The organism is Psychrobacter sp. (assembly GCF_030457785.1).
Taxonomy (GTDB): domain Bacteria; phylum Pseudomonadota; class Gammaproteobacteria; order Pseudomonadales; family Moraxellaceae; genus Psychrobacter.
This window is the reverse complement of sequence record NZ_JAKDUI010000028.1, coordinates 1-17021: the sequence shown is the minus strand read 5'-3', so window position 1 is coordinate 17021 and position 17021 is coordinate 1. Positions and strand designations below refer to the sequence as shown.

The window sequence follows — 17021 nt, the reverse complement described above, 5'->3', positions numbered from 1 at the left end:
TACCTAGTAACGGATACCTAGTAGAAATGTATTCATAAAATCACTCCTATAACAGAGTGGCTAGGTTTTGACGGACTTACCAATAAAAATATTTGCTGGCTAACTAGATGGTTTTTGGAGGAAAAATCCTGAAAACTAAACCTGTGCCGACATTTTATCAATGTGTTCTGTCTTTCTGTCTATGTTAGGTAAACTTAGCCTCAGACGCAATGATTTTTTATTTTTTCAGACCGAACATGACTTAAACTGTCATTAAAAGTATCAATGCAGTGATTTCGTATCGATGCTTTGCGGCTTCCTTAGTACTTATTCGCCGCCATTATATTACTTTTTTAGGATATTGGTGTTTTTTACTTGAAGTTGCTGCGTGGAAGGGGCATTTAAATCTCAGATATCGGCTCATCGAGTCGTTTGTATGTTGAGCCGTTTTTACGAGGACGCGCCCTAGTTGGCGATAGAGCGCTCAGATGATTTAAATGACGAGGTGGTTTAAATGAATAATTCTAATGACCGAAACTCCGCTGAAAATCGTAAGACAGCTAATCAGCCTGCGAAAAGGCCAATTGCCAAGATGTCGTGGGTGGTGTTGCTTATTGGTCTGGCTGCGATTGTTTTTGCTATCTATAGTCTACAAAATATCACTGAAGAGGAGCCGGTAGAAACCATTACTCGTGAAGGAGTGGTGACACAGATCCAACAGCTAAATCGCCTTGAAACGGTGGCGTTTAGTGTGGATACGGTGATTACTAGTGAGCGTCGCGGCAGTTGGATGAAGCTGTGGCAAGATCAGCAAAAAGGGCTATTCATCGCCAGAGGGCGAGTAGATGCGGGTATAGATCTGAGCGCATTAACACCTGAGATGGTACATGTTATACAGCCTGACCTGTCGGATGGAAATACAGAGTCAGCAGAAACAGCAGACGCAAGTACGGCTAACTCAATGAAGACACAAATCAATATCACTTTGCCACCGTCGGAGATATTTGCAGTATATTTAGATGATATCGAAATCTACGACTGGCAAACGGGTGCTTTTGGTCTGATGCAGGTGGATCCAACTATTTTGGCGCAAGCACAAATCACGGCAAAAGAAGAGGTACTTGAGCGTGCGTGCCGAGGCGATGTGATGAATATCGCATTACAAAATGCGCAAGTGCAATTGCAGCAGCTATTCTCTTTGACGGGTGCTGTTGTTACAGTGACCACCCAAGGAGCAGGCGCGTGTCAATTACCAGTATCAGACTCTTAGGGCGTGTCATTATTGAAATAGTGAGGCTTAAGATGAGATAAATCGACGCTAATCAAGGAAAAAATTGTAGCGAATATAAGCATATTCACAAGATTTTTGACGACGAGTGGCAAAATTTAGCCATTTTAAGACCACTAAATGAGTGAATGTGTTGATTGATGACACGCTCTAGTTATACGAGATTTTTGCTGCTTTGGTGTCACGAATTGCCAGCGTCACAGTGCTAGTTTTTAAACTCAGCGATTGCGAGCTTACGTGCCTCTTTATGCTCGACCATCGGTAAAGGGTAGTTGATGCCAGAAAACGCACCACCTTTTGCTAGTGCTTTGCGCATTTTTTCTTCGCTATGCAGGATGTTGCCAGGTACCTCTTTTAGTTCAGGGAGCCATGACTTGATAAACTCACCGTCAACATCATGGGTCTTTGCCTGGCTAAACGGGTTCATGATTCGGAAGTAAGGCGCGGCATCAGTACCTGTCGACGCACTCCATTGCCAGCCGCCATTGTTAGAGGCAAAGTCACCGTCTATCAGTTGCTGCATAAAATAACGTTCACCCAAACGCCAGTCAATCAATAAATCTTTGGTCAAAAACATCGCGGTGACCATGCGCAGACGATTGTGCATAAACCCAGTCGCGTTGAGACAACGCATTGCAGCATCGACCAAAGGTACGCCAGTCATTCCGGTGCACCAGGCATGAAAATCATCGTGATCATACGACCAACGAATTTTGCTGTCGGTGTCCTCTTTGTAAGCCTTGTGACGGATCAGTGATGGCTTGTCTGCTAATACATGACGATAAAAGTCTCGCCATGCCAGCTCACTTATCCAACGGTTGATATCGTCATTGTCGCCGTCATTACCGTGTGATTTCTCTTGCGCTTCGCGCGCCTGTAAGTAGCACAGTCGAGGACTGATGGCGCCAATAGTGAGATATGCCGATAGTTGACTGGTTGCCTCGAGGCTCGGCACGTCTCGGCTTATATCGTAGTTATCAATACCATCGGAGATAAACGCTGCCAAGCGCTGGCAAGCCTCATGCTCGCCAGCCGAGTATGCTGTCTGAGCATGCTCAAGCTGTGCGTCCATATCGATATGTTGTAGGGACTTATCCTGTTGTAATGTAGTCTTATAATCGCTGACGGTATCGTCGCAGAGTTTTTTTATATTTTCAACGGTCATTGCAATCGTGTCTGGTATTTTTAATTCGGTTTGATTGTTATCGTTATTGCTACTGTGCATGGCTGGTGCTTCATGTGATTGAATGGTGCTAACCTCTAATGTATGCCGCCATTTTTTATAAAACGGGGTAAACACTTTGTACATGCTGTCACCGTCGTTGGTCATGATGCTTTTCGGCGGCAGGATGCATTGGTCATGCCAACGGATAAACTCAATATTATCTTTTGCCAGTTGCTCAGTCAGTTGCTGATCGCGGTCGCTTTCATTGCCCTCGTATTCATGGTTGGCCATGACGCAGCTGATGTGGTTTGCTGCGCACAACTCGCTCACAGCTGTCACGCAATCGGCATAATTCGAGCAGATCTGCACACATAATTTGATGTTTAATTGGGTCTGCAGCTCCTTTGCCAGTATCGGTAGCGTGCGCGTAATGTGATCGACTTGTACCAGTGAGGTGTCATGCGTTTGCCATTGATCAGGTGTGAGAAAAAACACGGCCGTCACTGATACGTTCTCGTCTTGTGCGTGTTCATTTGCACGCTCGCAGATGGCTGCCAAAGCGGTGTTGTCATGCAACCGTAAGTCGCGACGAAACCACATCAGATAATGAGGCTGATGCGCAGGGCTGCTATTATCGTTCTTGTCATTCTCAGGCGCTGTTTTAGACATTCAGGTATCCTTCTATCAGCCAATGTTTCAGGCAATGTTTGAATCAATCACAATCATAAATAAAACTATGAATAAAAGTATGCTAGGATTGGTTTTTTGATGCAATTGATTTGCCAGCAGGTTAACAATTCATCATCACTTTTATAAGAAGTAAGACTTGTAAAATTGCTCATTTATATCGGTCTTCGATGTGTGAACAAAAGATGTATGAACAAAGTCCCTATCAGAATCTTTAATAAGCCCTTTTCCAAGGTTACAAGATGCACGTAAAGTTTTGTGGATTTACTCAGCTCAGTGATGTCCAGACTGCCGTTCAGCTAGAGGTAGATGCGGTTGGGTTGGTGTTTTATCCGCCCAGTCCTCGTGCCGTTACGCCAGAGCAGGCACAGACATTGAGTGCGTCTTTACCTGCGTTTGTCAGTATCGTGGCATTGGTGGTTAATATGCCTCAGCAAGAACTGATGGATCTGGCTGATCAGGTCGCTTTTGATGTCATTCAGTTTCATGGTGATGAAACGCCTGAGCAATGTCAGCAGTTGGCAAGCGCGGTCAATAAACGCTGGATGAAAGCGCTGCGCATCAACGCTGAGCAAGACACGAAAGATGCCGTCAGTGAACGTATTAAAAGCTTTGCTGATGCGGGTGCGAGCAGTATTCTGTTAGATGCTTATCATCAGCATAAATACGGTGGTACAGGCGCACGTTTTGACTGGAGTCTCATCCCTCAAGATAGTGTGTTGCCGATTATTTTGGCGGGCGGACTGAACGACGATAACGTCGCTGCGACTCTTGACTTATCTGTTTATGGTGTCGATGTGAGCGGCGGCATAGAGTCTGCTAAAGGTAAAAAAGATGCTGATAAGATGGCTGCATTTATGAAAGCGGTCAAGCGAGATCGATGGCAAAATGAAACGGTCACTGACGTCATCTAAGTTAGTTGTGAGATGTTTGTGAATTGGTTGTAAAATACCTGCCATCTTTATGCTATTTATCTTTATATTTGTCGTTATTCCGATTTTTGACTGACATAAAAATTATATATCCCAATTTTTATGAGATCAGTTCTTGTACTATCAATCCTTATACTAAAAAATACCACTTATTACAGTAGGAATTATCATGAATCATGCCGCTAGCAACGATTTATCTGACGCAGCAAAAGCCATCAACAGCTTTACCAATCCAACAGACGTTCAAGACTTCAACCAATACCCTGACGCCAGTGGGCACTTTGGCGTTCATGGTGGTCGTTTCGTTTCTGAAACGCTGATGGCTGCCTTAGAGGAGCTAGAAACCTTATATACCAAAGTAAAAGCTGACCCAGCGTTTTGGGAAGAGTATCATAACGACTTGGTCAATTATGTCGGTCGTCCAACGCCACTGTATCATGCCAAACGCTTAAGCGATGAAATTGGTGGTGCGCAAATTTATTTTAAACGTGAAGATTTAAACCATACTGGTGCGCATAAGGTCAATAACACCATTGGACAAGCACTTCTCGCTAAGATGTGTGGGAAAAAGCGTATCATCGCTGAGACAGGCGCAGGACAACATGGCGTGGCGACGGCAACGATCGCTGCACGTCTGGGATTAGAATGTATTGTCTATATGGGCGCAGATGATGTCGAGCGCCAAAAGATGAATGTTTATCGTATGCGTTTGCTTGGCGCGACCGTCGTACCTGTCACGTCAGGATCACGCACGCTCAAAGACGCAATGAACGAAGCCATGCGTGATTGGGTGACCAATGTCGATAGCACGTATTACATCATTGGTACGGTCGCAGGACCGCATCCTTATCCGCTATTGGTTCGCGATTTTCAAGCGATTATTGGCAAAGAAGCCCGTATCCAGCATTTAGAGAAAACAGGCAAACTACCTGATGCGTTGGTCGCTTGTGTCGGCGGTGGTTCAAACGCTATTGGTTTATTCTTTGATTTCTTAAATGATACTGAAGTCGACATGTATGGTGTCGAAGCGACTGGAGATGGTATCGATTCAGGTCGCCACTCAGCACCTCTAGCTGCTGGTCGTATAGGTGTATTACATGGCAACCGTACTTATTTGATGGCAGACGATGAAGGTCAGATTCAAGAGACGCATTCTATCTCAGCAGGGCTGGACTATCCTGGTGTTGGTCCTGAGCACAGTTTTTTGAAGGATATGGATCGTGTCAAATATGTTGGCTGTACAGATAAAGAATCGCTAGAAGGGTTTCATGAAGTCACACGCAAAGAAGGCATCATACCTGCACTCGAGTCTGCTCATGCCGTCGCCTATGCACTGAAACTGGCTAAAACCATGACGCCTGAGCAAACCATCGTCGTGAATATGTCGGGTCGCGGTGATAAGGATTTGCACTCAGTGATGAAGGCGGAAGGGATTGAGTTGTAGTCGCTTGTATTCTATGAGCTATTTCCCAGTTGATTGAATGACCCTTTATGATGATACCAAAATCGTCAAATAAAGGGTCGACTAAGCCAGTTTATAATCATTTAGTTAAGAGACCACTATGACTCGTATTGAAAGTACATTTAAAACGTTAAAAGCCCAAAACAAAAAAGCCCTGATTCCTTATGTCATGGCAGGCGACCCTAATCCTGCAACGACAGTCGACTTGCTACACGACTTGGTCAAGCATGGCGCAGATATGATCGAAGTGGGCTTGCCTTTTTCTGACCCAATGGCAGACGGTCCGACCGTCGCATTGGCTGGCGAGCGTTCGTTAGCCGCAGGAACCAGTACTCGCGACGCGTTGAACATGATCGCAGAGTTTCGTAAGCAAGACACCCAGACCCCGATCATCCTCATGGGCTATCTCAACCCAGTTGAAATCATTGGTTATGATAACTTCGTTGCGCTATGTGAGCAGTCAAGCGTTGATGGTATTTTGATGGTTGATTTGCCACCAGCGGAGGCAGGTAGCTTTACTCAGCATTTATCTGATCATTCGATGAATGAAATATTTCTGTTATCGCCGACCACCTTACCTGAACGTCGTGAGCAAGTATTGACGCACTGTGGCGGCTATATTTATTATGTATCTCTGAAAGGAGTGACGGGGTCGGCAACTCTGGATACAGATGACGTTGCAACGCATGTGCAAGCGATTAAATCAGAAACAAATCTGCCTGTATGTGTGGGCTTTGGTATTCGTGATGGAGCATCAGCCAAGGCAGTTGGTGAGCATGCAGATGGTGTGATCGTCGGTAGTGCGTTGGTACAGAACTTTGCCGATATAGATGCAAGCGATGCTTCAGCCGTTGCCGCCGCTCAGCAAAAAATTATGGCTAAGATGGATGAGCTACGTAGCGCACTTGACGATTTAAGCGCTTGATCTGGTCCATGCTGAGTTGTGATTCATGCTGGGCGATGATTACCAGTACTAAAGACATTGTTCGGCGTTGCTAACATCATCGCTAAAAGCAGTTTTAGATATGATGTTAAAAGCACTCTTAAATGTTTATAAAGAACAACAATGTTTATAAAGACAGAGTTAAATGACTTTGCTAAAGTTAGTTTACGTGTGTAAACTAATATCATATATAAATTGTTACAGTTTCGCGTAAGCACGCTTTATAACTGTTCAAGTTATGAGGATATACGACTTTTAAACTTACTCTTAGGGACAAGTGGAAGAGCAGACTTGTCGATAAGCCTTTTATGATGGCAAATAATATGACTGATACAATAACCACACCAAATACTGCCGATAGTGGCGCCGAGCCAAACGGAAATGCGGCAGGTCAATCATGGTTTAATCGCCCGATACCAGGTATCAAGCAGCAGCTAACGGCACAATTGACGGCGGTAGAGACTGAACCATCAACCAAGTGCAGCAGCTGCCATGCTGTGACGACCAATACAGCATTAATTTTTAATTGTTATGTGTGTCCACATTGCGATTTTCACCTACCAATGAGTGCTCGTGAGCGCCTCAACTGGTTGTTAGATCAAGTAGATGGTGAACTTGGGCAAGAGTTTACTGCCAAAGATCCGTTGAGCTTCGTAGATAGTAAGCCTTATCCGCAGCGCATGACTGAAGCGCAGGAAAAGACAGGCGAAACTGAAGCGTTGATTGTCATGCATGGTAAGCTGCGCAACCTAGATGTAGTCACTTGCGCTTTTGACTTTCGCTTCATGGGTGGCTCTATGGGTTCAGTGGTCGGAGATCGTTTTGTTCAAGCGGCCGAAAAAGCGTTAGAGGACAAAGTGCCTCTAGTTTGTTTTGCAGCCTCTGGTGGTGCGCGTATGCAAGAAGGCCTGTTGTCTTTGATGCAAATGGCACGAACTGCCGCCGCGATTGAGCGCTTGAAAATGGCAGGCATACCATATCTGGTGGTGTTGACTAATCCTGTTTATGGTGGTGTAACAGCATCGCTGGCCATGATTGGGGATATTCACTTGGCTGAACCAAAAGCGATGATTGGCTTTGCTGGCAAGCGCGTGATTGAGCAGACAGTACGTGAGACACTAGAAGAGCCGTTCCAGCGTGCAGAGTTCTTGCTAGAGCACGGTGTGGTGGACGAAGTGGTACATCGTCATCAACTGATTGATACTATTTATCGTTTGCTGGCGAAACTAAGCGGCGTACCCAATATTGACGCTTAACGACTCGAGCGCTTAATGACTTGAGTGCTTAATTTTTTGATTGTTTAGACGCCACTGTATAGTGTCGACTCTTAACATAACGAATAGCATTTATCGTAGATAACGATAAATGCTATTTTTGCTTTGTATCGAGCCAGTTCTATGTGGTGATATACTGTATTTACTATCCACTTTAGTGTTTCAAAATAGGTTATGTTCATGTCTGACTCTTCATCTTCCAACGATTATACGCCGAATGAGCATTCAAGCTTGACGCAATGGCTTGATTATATGCAGCAAATCCATGTATCTGCAATCGATATGGGTTTGTCTCGGGTAATGCCTGTCGCTCAAGCATTGGGCGTTGTACAGTCTGCCAAGAACGATGCTTATGTGTTTACGGTAGCAGGTACCAATGGCAAAGGATCGACAACCGCGGTTATCGCACAGATGTGTCAAGCAGCAGGCTATAAGACAGCGCTGTATCAGTCACCGCATCTCAGTGTGTTTAATGAGCGGGTAACAGTCAATGGTGAGATGGTCAGCGAAGAGACGTTGATTGATGCATTTAGCAAGGTAGAGGCAGCACGATTGACGTGTGAACTTACCTTGTCATTTTTTGAGATGACCACGCTCGCCGCATTGCTGATATTTGCCGAAGCGGACTGTGATGTGTGGGTATTGGAAGTCGGGTTGGGCGGTCGTCTGGATGTGGTCAATATTATTGATCCAGATATGGCGGTGATTACCAATATTGGCATCGATCATGTGGATTGGTTGGGTGATAATGTCGAGGATATTGGCCGTGAAAAAGCCGGTATCTTACGCGAAGGCATTCAGCTGGTTTATGGTGCGAGTGAGATGCCAGATAGTGTGCGTCAAGCGATTGCCAAGCATCATGCGACTTGCTACCAAGCTGATCAAGATTTTAGCCATCGAGCAATAGGTTCGACTACTTGGCAATATAGCAATGCAGCGGTCACCATGCAGCTACCTCGTCCAAAGCTGTCGTTGACGAATACGGCCAATGCCTTATCAGCGGTGTTGGCAAGTCCATTAAAGGTCGAGGACACAGACATCGAGCGCGCGCTGCAAGCAGTCAAGTTAGCAGGTCGTTTTGATTATCGTGAGACGCATCATCGCCATTGGTTGTTTGATGTGGCCCATAACGAGAAAGGTGTTGAGTTTTTATTGGCACAATTGTTGCCGCTTTGGCAGCAGCACTTATCGACGCTAGATACCGCTGCTGCTCATCGGGGTTACCAAGGTGGTTTAAATCAAAACAGCCCGCAACAAGACGGCTCGCAACAAAACAATGCAAAACCTGTTACCATTAAACTATTATTCTCTATGCTAGGGGATAAAGACATCGACCGCGTCGTTCAACGACTGACTGAATCGGGATTGCCAATTAGCGATTGGTTTATCGCTGAGATTGACTATCCACGAGCAGCGAGTGCGGATCATCTGCAGGGTATCTTATCAAACTATATTGATGACGCTCAAATACATAGTTTTGACGGTCTAAAGGCTGCGACGCAGGCAGTGATGAGCCATAGTCAACCTACAGATCTGATCGTAGTATGTGGCTCTTTTCATACTATTGGTGAGGCATTAGCGACTTTATCTGAAGATGATTAAAGTTAAAATTCAGTTTTTTATATATACTCCAACCCTAGCAGTAGTATGATAGCAGACAGAATAAAAAATTTGCTTTATAATCAATGTGATTGAATGCGAGCGTATAAACAAAGTTAGTGTATAAATAGTAATGGCTGATGATCGCTAGTTGATAGAACCAGTGCAAGGGTAAGTCATTATAGTTGTTTAACGTATGATAGTTATCATGCGGCTTTGGTGAAAGAAAGGCGCTGATCAATCAACCTTATTACCAACTAAGAGATGTAAACGGATGAATTTTTCGAGACAAGCCTTATTGGGCATTGGGATGATTTTAGGCGGTAGCGTGATGTTGTACGCTATGGTGCAACAAGTTGGCTCTAACGATGAAGAGCAACCAACGGTAGCCATGATAGAGGATGAGACCACTGAGCAAGAACCTCAGCAGCCATTGACCACTGATGTCGAGACAGAAAAACGTATCTTGGCGCAAAAGCAAGAAGAACGTGCCGCTCGTGTCGCTGCACAGCAAGAGCGTGCGCAGCAATTCTTGACCGAGCAAGAAGCTGCGGAGGCACAAGCATTAGAAAAAGCACGTGCCGAAAGCCAGCAGTATGTATCTAATACAACGACGTCTGACGATAACATTGATAGTGCAGAAGCTGCACAAAGCGTCATTGATACGCCTACCGTCCAGCGAAGAACCGATAATCAAACAGCGACAGCAGAAAGTACGAATGAGGAAAATGATCAGGCAGCCAACAGACAGGCTGAGATAAGAGAGCAGGAAGCTGCTGAAAAGTTAGCAGCTAGTCGAAAAGCAGCCGAAGAAAAACGACAAGCAGAGGCTAAGAAGCGTGCTGAAGCTCAAGCTGTTGCAGAGGCAGAGGCAGAGGCAGAGGCTAAGAAGCGTGCTCAAGCTCAAGCTGCAGAGGCTAAAGCAGCAGCCGAGGCAGCAAGTAATGAGCCACCAACATCACCGACTGATTATGAAGTAAAAAGAGGTGATGGCCTCATTAAGCTAGCTAGGCAATACAATGTACCGGTGGCAGCGTTGGCTCAAGCGAATGATATGTCGCCATCATCTTCGCTGCAAGTGGGACAAAGTCTAACGATTCCTTCACGTAGACAAGTGGAGCGACTAGAGCGTGAGGCGGCAGCAGCTGAAAAAGCACGTGAAGAGCAACGCCAGAAAGAAGAAGCTCTGGCTAGAAAGTCAGCAGAGACTAAACGTGATGCTCAACAAAAACTTCGTGCGGCACGACAGGAAGTAGAAGCAACCAATGCTAAAGGTAGCTTCGGTGTGCAGGTGGCTTTGGCTAATAATCAGAGCAAAGCGGATGAATTGGCAGAAAAATTCCAGTCAGCTGGCTATCAAGTAAAAACCAGCGCTACCAGTCGTGGTGTGCGTGTCATCGTGGGGCCGGAACGTGGCAAAGTCGCGGCGTTAGCATTAAAAGACCAGATTAACAGTGACCCTAGCGTGGATACTACCAGTGCTTGGGTTTTGTATTGGCGGTAAATATACACTGGGTCTGATCAAGTGGTTTCCGCTCACTGAAGTCATGATATCAGTGAGCGATATGTTAAAAACATGATGTAGACCATGTATTGATAGTTTTCAAATATTAAAACACGACACCAGATGTCGTGTTTTTTGTTTTATAGATTGCTGATTGAGGTTGGTTTCGCTATTATGCCGACCGTTTATTTTCTATTTTTTATAACTTGTCAGCCTAAAAAGGTTGAGGAGCTGTGATTCTCAAAAATGACTTTGAATATCTGCTCTGTTGGCGCAAGGCCTGAAGTCAGGAATTTGAGTAATTGCTTTCATATTTCATAAGGTAAAAGCATGTCGTTTGGTACTATATTTTTGATATTGGCCGTTGGGTTTTTAGGATTAATCACGTTATCTAAGCTTAAAGGGAAAGAGCCAGACCCGAAGCCTGTACGAGGTGACGATTTAGCGGTATGGCCATTTGCTCCGATGCCTATCATGACAGATACTGAGGTTATTTTTTTTAAGAAGCTCAAAGCCGCCTTACCAGAATATCATGTGTTTGTTCAGGTCCAGCTATCACGAATCATTGAACCTGATAACAGCGAGACGTCCGAACGCGGCTTTTGGTTCAATCGAATTTGTCGTCAAAGCGTGGATTACGTGCTTGTTGATGTTGATGCCCAAACCACGCTGGTGGCTGTTGAGCTCGATGATTGGACTCATAACAGTAAGTCGCGACAAAAAGCTGATGATAAAAAGGACAAAGCGCTTGCCAGTGCCGGTATTCCCATCGTACGGTTTCATGCTGAGCGCATGCCAAATGCAGATATGATCAGATATGAACTGAGGCAGGTTATTGATAGCTACTAGGGCGTGTCCTCAATTCAATCGATAGTCATCTAAATGGGTTAAAAATGGCTAAATGTTGCCAAACGGCGTCAAATAGCTAACTAATATCTCGATATTATCTGCGCTATTTTCCTTGTTTGACTGCCATTTATCTCATTTTTATTACCATTTTTAAAATGAGGACAGGCCCTAACAATGATGAATGGCCGCTCAAAATTTTTCGGGTGAGTTTAGATCAATTTTATCTAACAACCTGCTCATGTGGCCTAGGATAAATGACAATCGGTTGATCACCTGCGAAATATAACCCTTTTTCTGGTAGCATTCCGCCTGACCACACTATTGATGGTTGACGTCCATCATAGCAATGACGCTTCGTAAACCACTCAACATAATGTGCACGCCGTAGCGTGCTCACATCAATCGTAGATAAGCTTAGTTGATCGTGCGTGTCACACCATCGATGCACTGGAAAGCTTGGCGTTAGCCACGTAGGCCAATCATGGCGTCCCCAGTCACTTTCGTTTAGTGGCAAAAAAAACCGACCTTTGATAACGCCATAACGTTTATCAATTTTGATTCGTCCACGGGCTTCTGTATCTACCTGTATGGCTCGAAACTGTTTGGTTTGCATGTGTGTCATTTTACGCTGTAGATTGTCATTAGCATTGATACCGACCCAATTGCTAGGCTCGAAAGGTGCTGACCCCATAAAGAACTTAATGGCAAGCTCCCAATGCTCGACAAGGTTGTCTTTATGGTTATACAAAATAAAATCTAGCTCGCCGCTGGTTTGTTTACCACTATAGAGCTGTAAATTGCTAGCCAGTGTTTCGTACGGATGTAGTTGATGTGCAAAGCCATCTGTTAGCCAAAATGAAAACAATCCTTCGAAATGAAAACCCAAACGGTTTGGGCTTGGACGTGCTAATAAATAGCGAGTCAGCGTTTGATAGGCGGTGGTGGTATCGAGCTGTGTCAAACGTTGTTGATACGCTGCAAACTGAGCTTGCCAAAAATCGGCGCTATGAACTGCAATTCTATGTGTGGTTTGATGGGGTGCAAAGTCTAGCCATTGCGTCACGACGTTAGGACAGGCAAGCACATACGCTAGATCTCGCACGTAAGGCCGCTGGTATGCTTCCCAAGGTGCGTCATTTGCAAGACGGGTAGAGGAGGGCTGAGCGATAAGCTCGGACATAAGACAAACCAAAATGAGTGATAGTAAGTTTACCCTAACGGCTCCTATGGTAAAAGTCTATAGGATTCTGCAAAGCTAAGATTGAAATTATATCGTAAGATTAAGCAAGAACAAAAAAGCCAACCATTGACATCAATGGTTGGCTTTTTAATTTTAAACTCAATGTTTGGTCGGAACGGCAGGATTTGAACCTGCGACCCCTACACCCCCAGTGTAGTGCGCTACCAGACTGCGCTACGCCCCGAATGACTGACTATTTTACGCAAAATTATGTATATTGCAAGGGCTAATTAAATTAGCCAAAAGCTATCATAATATTTCAGCTAACATAGCCAGTTTCATCTCGAAAATACCAGCGTTATCCCAACAGCTCTTTTAAGATTTGGTTCACTTGCTGTGGGTTGGCGCTGCCACGGCTGGCTTTCATTACTTGCCCGACCAGACCGTTGAAGGCTTTGGCTTTGCCGCCACGGTATTCTTCGACCATGGCTTCATTGTTAGCGATAACCTCTTCCACCATTGCTTTGATAGCACCAGTATCGGTTTCTTGTTTGAGGCCTTTTTCTTCGATGATTTTATCAGCGGCATCATCGTCGCTACCACCTTCACGATCATACAAGGCACTAAAGACTTTTTTGGCCAGTTTACCTGACAGAGTGTCATCGTTGATTCGCTTGAGTAATCCAGCCAATTGCTTAGCAGTGATCGGAGAATCGATGATGTCTTGGTCTTCTTTATTGAGTGCGCCTAGCAGTTCGCCCATCACCCAGTTGGCCGCCAGTTTCGCATGGTTTTCACCAATTTCAGAGACGACGTCTTCGAAGTAATCGGCAAGTTGACGGCTGCCAGTTAAGATACGGGCATCGTACTCTGACAGACCTAGCGCATCTTCAAAGCGAGCACGGCGGGCGACAGGTAATTCAGGCATAGCAGCCTTTATCGCGTCGACGGTATGCTGCTCGATGCGTACTGGGAGTAGGTCAGGATCGGGAAAGTAGCGATAGTCGTTGGCGTCTTCTTTGGTACGCATGGTACGAGTTTCATCACGCTCTGGATCATACAGCATCGTCGCTTGCACGACTTTGCCACCATCTTCGATGATGTCAATCTGGCGTTCTATTTCACGATTGATCGCACGTTCGATGAAACGGAACGAGTTTAGGTTTTTTAGCTCAGTACGGGTACCGAGATCCGCGCCAGGTTTACGCACAGAAACGTTACAGTCACAGCGGAATGAGCCTTCGGCCATGACTGCGTCTGAGATACCTAGCCATGTAACCAATTGATGAATGGCTTTGATGTAGGCAAGGGCTTCATTTGCTGAGCGCATGTCTGGCTCAGATACGATTTCGATCAGTGGTGTGCCAGCACGGTTCAAATCAACACCGGTCATACCATCAACGGCATCGTGCACAGACTTACCTGCATCTTCTTCCAAATGTGCGCGAGTGATGCCCATGCGTTTCGGGTATTCGTTTTTGTCGCCTTCGTTGACCACGACATCGATGTAACCTTCACCAACGATGGGGTTGGCCATTTGAGTGATTTGGTAGCCTTTAGGCAGATCAGGGTAAAAATAGTTTTTACGGTCAAATGTGTTGAACAGACCGAGCTCAGCATTGACACCAATGCCAAATTTTAGCGCACGATCTACCACACCACTATTTAGTACAGGCAATACACCGGGCAGACCCAAATCAACGATGCTTGCTTGGCTGTTTGGCTCGTGCCCAAAATCAGTGGGTGCACTTGAAAATATCTTGCTTTCAGTGTTCAGTTGGCAGTGAATCTCAATGCCGATGACCACCTCATAGCCATCGACAAATAGCTCTGTACGAACGGCATTATCAGTCGCAGTTGCTGTAGTCATTATACCGTCTCCTTTGCGATGGCAGAGTGTTGTAGATGATGGTTTGTATGCTGCTGAAATAAATGAGCAGTCGTGAGCAGCTGGCTTTCTTGCCAGTGTTTACCGATCAATTGCAGCCCAACAGGCAGACCGTCTGAGGTCAAACCAACTGGTTGGCTTAGCGCAGGTAAACCGGCTAAGTTTACCCCGATGGTATAAACGTCACCTAAGTACATGGTTGCAGGATCGAGGTTTTCACTGAGCTTATACGCAGCAGTCGGTGACGTTGGGCTGGCGATCACATCACAGTTGGCAAACGCTTCATCAAAGTCTTTGACAATCAAGCGACGGATCTTTTGCGCTTTGGTATAATAAGCATCAAAGTAACCTGCAGATAATGCATAAGTACCCGTCAAGATACGGCGCTGTACTTCAGGGCCAAAGCCTTCTGAACGTGAACGCGTGTACAGATCAATTAGGTCAGTTGGGTTTTCACAGCGATAGCCAAAACGCACACCGTCAAAACGAGACAGGTTTGAAGAGGCTTCTGCAGGTGCGAGCATGTAATAGGTTGCCAGCGTGATCTCAGGGTCAGTGATATTGACTTCTACAATCGTAGCGCCCAGATCTTCATACTGTTTAAGCGCAGCACGAGTGGCTTTCTCGACCTCAGAGTCTAGCCCTTTACTGAAGTATTCTTTAGCGACGCCGATACGCAATCCGTCAAAGGGTTTGTCGCTTGCAGCCGCTTCAGCATCGTTGATGTCTTGAATGTAGTCAGGCAATTCATGCTTGATGGAAGTCGCATCGCGAGGGTCATGGCCGATCATAGGCTGTAGTAGATAAGCGCAATCTTTAGCGCTACGTCCCATGCTCCCAGCTTGGTCGAGACTTGAGGCATAAGCGATCATACCAAAACGGGATACTCGTCCATAGGTTGGCTTGATGCCAGTTAGACCGCAAAACGAAGCAGGCTGACGAATAGAACCACCAGTATCACTGCCGGTTGTAACTGGTACAAAGCCTGCGGCAACAGCAGCGGCACTACCACCTGATGAGCCACCAGGAACTCTATCTAAATTCCAAGGGTTTTGCACCGTACCATAGTAAGAGCTGCTATTGTCTGAGCCCATCGCAAACTCATCCATATTGAGCTTGCCTAAGCTGATCATGCCAGCTTTGTCGATATTAGAAACAATAGTAGCATCGTAAGGAGAAATGAAGTTGTGCAACATTTTAGAGCCACACGTCGTCAGAACGCCTTGGGTACAAAAGATGTCTTTGTGCGCCATTGGCACACCAAGTAATGGGCGCTTGTCGCCTTGTGCGCGCATCTCATCTGCTGCTTGCGCTTGTGCGCGTGCTGTTTCAGAAGTATGGGTGATGAAGCTATTAATCTTGCTGTCTAGTGCGTCGATACGCTTGATATAGTGCTCAGTTAGCTCTAGGCTACTAAATTTCTTGTCTTGCAACCCTGAAATGAGCTGCTGAGTACTTAATAGATGAAGTTCAGACATAAAGTGTCGTCCGTCAAAGTGTTAAAAGCATAGTTTGGAATAAAATAAGCACAAAAAATATGAGTAGGACGTTCTACTCAATGACTTGTGGTACCAGATACAAGCCTTCTTCTACCGCAGGTGCGACTGATTGGTTACGTTCGCGATTGATATCATGCTTGGCGACGTCAACACGCAACTCTTGGCAAGCTTCATGGATATTTGATAGAGGCTTGACATCAGTCGTATCAACGTTGTTAATCGTATGCATCAGATTTAATACTTTGCTGATATCATCAGCATAGCTACTGGCTGTGTTTTCATCGACACCTAAGCGAGCAAGGTTGGCAATTTCTAAGATTTCTTCACGGCTGACGTTACTGTCAGACGTTACTGATTGCTGTGACATAATTTCTCCAGTAAAGGACAGGCTTGATTAGAATAAGTGGTTATAAGGGTTATTTGATACTCATCATGGATTCAGTGATTGCTTACAAGACTTCTATTTATACTAGCTCAATACTCTCGTTGAGCAAGTCCGGTTAAGCAAGTTAGATAGATACGAAAAAGTAAGATGAAATAGGGTTGGTTTATTATAAAGCATCTGGCTCAAGTTTACAGAGCAAGGCGTTTGTTTGATGCAAAATAGCAACCAATTCAGTAATATTTAAAAAATGACTATATGGTCAATGTTACTTTTTTAATTGCTAGCTCCTTGCTTGGTCGCTGTGTTCTACTGTACGCCACAGTGTGCATTTGCTATTAAGCAAGTTGCTTTTTATATTGTTAATATTTTAATTATTGAATCATATGG

Annotated in this window: 13 protein-coding genes and 1 tRNA gene; 8 read left to right on the top strand and 6 right to left on the bottom strand. The window is 45.2% G+C overall.

From position 1 onward, the window contains the following. The first annotated feature begins 493 nt into the window (after window positions 1-493). Window positions 494-1249, top strand: a complete 756-nt coding sequence (locus L0J61_RS02785; RefSeq protein ID WP_301464795.1) for a DUF4230 domain-containing protein — start codon at window positions 494-496, stop codon at window positions 1247-1249. 223 nt (window positions 1250-1472) lie between these two features. Here L0J61_RS02785 and L0J61_RS02780 read toward each other — a convergent pair whose 3' ends face one another. Next, complete coding sequence (locus L0J61_RS02780) at window positions 1473-3101, bottom strand: deoxyribodipyrimidine photo-lyase (RefSeq protein ID WP_301464794.1); 1629 nt, start codon at window positions 3099-3101, stop codon at window positions 1473-1475. 260 nt (window positions 3102-3361) lie between these two features. Between L0J61_RS02780 and L0J61_RS02775 the strand changes: the two genes are divergently transcribed. The 7 genes from L0J61_RS02775 to L0J61_RS02745 all read left to right on the top strand — a co-directional run bounded on the left by L0J61_RS02775 (window position 3362) and on the right by L0J61_RS02745 (window position 11682). Further along, window positions 3362-4033, top strand: coding sequence for a phosphoribosylanthranilate isomerase (locus L0J61_RS02775; RefSeq protein WP_301464793.1), 672 nt, complete (start codon window positions 3362-3364; stop codon window positions 4031-4033). Between the two features lie 187 nt (window positions 4034-4220). Further along, complete coding sequence (gene trpB, locus L0J61_RS02770; RefSeq protein ID WP_301464792.1) at window positions 4221-5495, top strand: tryptophan synthase subunit beta; 1275 nt, start codon at window positions 4221-4223, stop codon at window positions 5493-5495. A gap of 118 nt (window positions 5496-5613) precedes the next feature. Next, on the top strand, window positions 5614-6438 hold the full coding sequence (gene trpA, locus L0J61_RS02765) for a tryptophan synthase subunit alpha (RefSeq protein WP_301464791.1): 825 nt from the start codon (window positions 5614-5616) through the stop codon (window positions 6436-6438). A 329-nt stretch (window positions 6439-6767) separates the two neighbouring features. Beyond that, window positions 6768-7712: an acetyl-CoA carboxylase, carboxyltransferase subunit beta gene (accD, locus tag L0J61_RS02760; RefSeq protein ID WP_301464790.1), complete on the top strand. Its 945-nt coding sequence runs from the start codon at window positions 6768-6770 to the stop codon at window positions 7710-7712. A 198-nt stretch (window positions 7713-7910) separates the two neighbouring features. Then, window positions 7911-9332: a folylpolyglutamate synthase/dihydrofolate synthase family protein gene (locus L0J61_RS02755; protein ID WP_301464789.1), complete on the top strand. Its 1422-nt coding sequence runs from the start codon at window positions 7911-7913 to the stop codon at window positions 9330-9332. Between the two features lie 271 nt (window positions 9333-9603). Further along, window positions 9604-10833: a LysM peptidoglycan-binding domain-containing protein gene (locus L0J61_RS02750; protein WP_301464788.1), complete on the top strand. Its 1230-nt coding sequence runs from the start codon at window positions 9604-9606 to the stop codon at window positions 10831-10833. A 330-nt stretch (window positions 10834-11163) separates the two neighbouring features. Beyond that, entirely contained in the window at window positions 11164-11682 is a 519-nt protein-coding gene (locus L0J61_RS02745; protein ID WP_301464787.1) for a DUF2726 domain-containing protein, read from the top strand. A gap of 220 nt (window positions 11683-11902) precedes the next feature. On the opposite strand, the gene L0J61_RS02740 is transcribed toward L0J61_RS02745, so the two are convergent. From L0J61_RS02740 to gatC, 5 genes are all read right to left on the bottom strand, one after another. After that, window positions 11903-12862 (bottom strand): DUF1853 family protein, encoded by a 960-nt coding sequence (locus tag L0J61_RS02740; RefSeq protein ID WP_301464786.1) that lies wholly within the window; start codon window positions 12860-12862, stop codon window positions 11903-11905. Window positions 12863-13029: 167 nt separating this feature from the next. Next, window positions 13030-13106: transfer RNA gene (locus L0J61_RS02735), tRNA-Pro, on the bottom strand. Window positions 13107-13220: 114 nt separating this feature from the next. Next, window positions 13221-14732, bottom strand: a complete 1512-nt coding sequence (gene gatB, locus L0J61_RS02730; RefSeq protein WP_301464785.1) for an Asp-tRNA(Asn)/Glu-tRNA(Gln) amidotransferase subunit GatB — start codon at window positions 14730-14732, stop codon at window positions 13221-13223. Beyond that, complete coding sequence (gene gatA / locus L0J61_RS02725; RefSeq protein WP_301464784.1) at window positions 14732-16228, bottom strand: Asp-tRNA(Asn)/Glu-tRNA(Gln) amidotransferase subunit GatA; 1497 nt, start codon at window positions 16226-16228, stop codon at window positions 14732-14734. Before gatA ends, gatB begins: the two co-directional genes overlap by 1 nt. Window positions 16229-16301: 73 nt before the next feature. Beyond that, window positions 16302-16616, bottom strand: coding sequence for an Asp-tRNA(Asn)/Glu-tRNA(Gln) amidotransferase subunit GatC (gene gatC, locus L0J61_RS02720; RefSeq protein WP_301464783.1), 315 nt, complete (start codon window positions 16614-16616; stop codon window positions 16302-16304). Window positions 16617-17021 lie beyond the last annotated feature (405 nt).

Excerpts from the sequence above, each read along its gene's own strand:
- trpA (WP_301464791.1), top strand. The coding sequence starts at position 5,614 with ATGACTCGTATTGAAAGTACATTTAAAACGTTAAAAGCCCAAAACAAA.
- gatC (WP_301464783.1), bottom strand. The coding sequence starts at position 16,616 with ATGTCACAGCAATCAGTAACGTCTGACAGTAACGTCAGCCGTGAAGAA.
- accD (WP_301464790.1), top strand. The coding sequence starts at position 6,768 with ATGGCAAATAATATGACTGATACAATAACCACACCAAATACTGCCGAT.
- L0J61_RS02755 (WP_301464789.1), top strand. The coding sequence starts at position 7,911 with ATGTCTGACTCTTCATCTTCCAACGATTATACGCCGAATGAGCATTCA.
- L0J61_RS02740 (WP_301464786.1), bottom strand. The coding sequence starts at position 12,862 with ATGTCCGAGCTTATCGCTCAGCCCTCCTCTACCCGTCTTGCAAATGAC.
- L0J61_RS02745 (WP_301464787.1), top strand. The coding sequence starts at position 11,164 with ATGTCGTTTGGTACTATATTTTTGATATTGGCCGTTGGGTTTTTAGGA.
- gatB (WP_301464785.1), bottom strand. The coding sequence starts at position 14,732 with ATGACTACAGCAACTGCGACTGATAATGCCGTTCGTACAGAGCTATTT.
- L0J61_RS02775 (WP_301464793.1), top strand. The coding sequence starts at position 3,362 with ATGCACGTAAAGTTTTGTGGATTTACTCAGCTCAGTGATGTCCAGACT.
- trpB (WP_301464792.1), top strand. The coding sequence starts at position 4,221 with ATGAATCATGCCGCTAGCAACGATTTATCTGACGCAGCAAAAGCCATC.
- L0J61_RS02780 (WP_301464794.1), bottom strand. The coding sequence starts at position 3,101 with ATGTCTAAAACAGCGCCTGAGAATGACAAGAACGATAATAGCAGCCCT.
- L0J61_RS02750 (WP_301464788.1), top strand. The coding sequence starts at position 9,604 with ATGAATTTTTCGAGACAAGCCTTATTGGGCATTGGGATGATTTTAGGC.
- gatA (WP_301464784.1), bottom strand. The coding sequence starts at position 16,228 with ATGTCTGAACTTCATCTATTAAGTACTCAGCAGCTCATTTCAGGGTTG.
- L0J61_RS02785 (WP_301464795.1), top strand. The coding sequence starts at position 494 with ATGAATAATTCTAATGACCGAAACTCCGCTGAAAATCGTAAGACAGCT.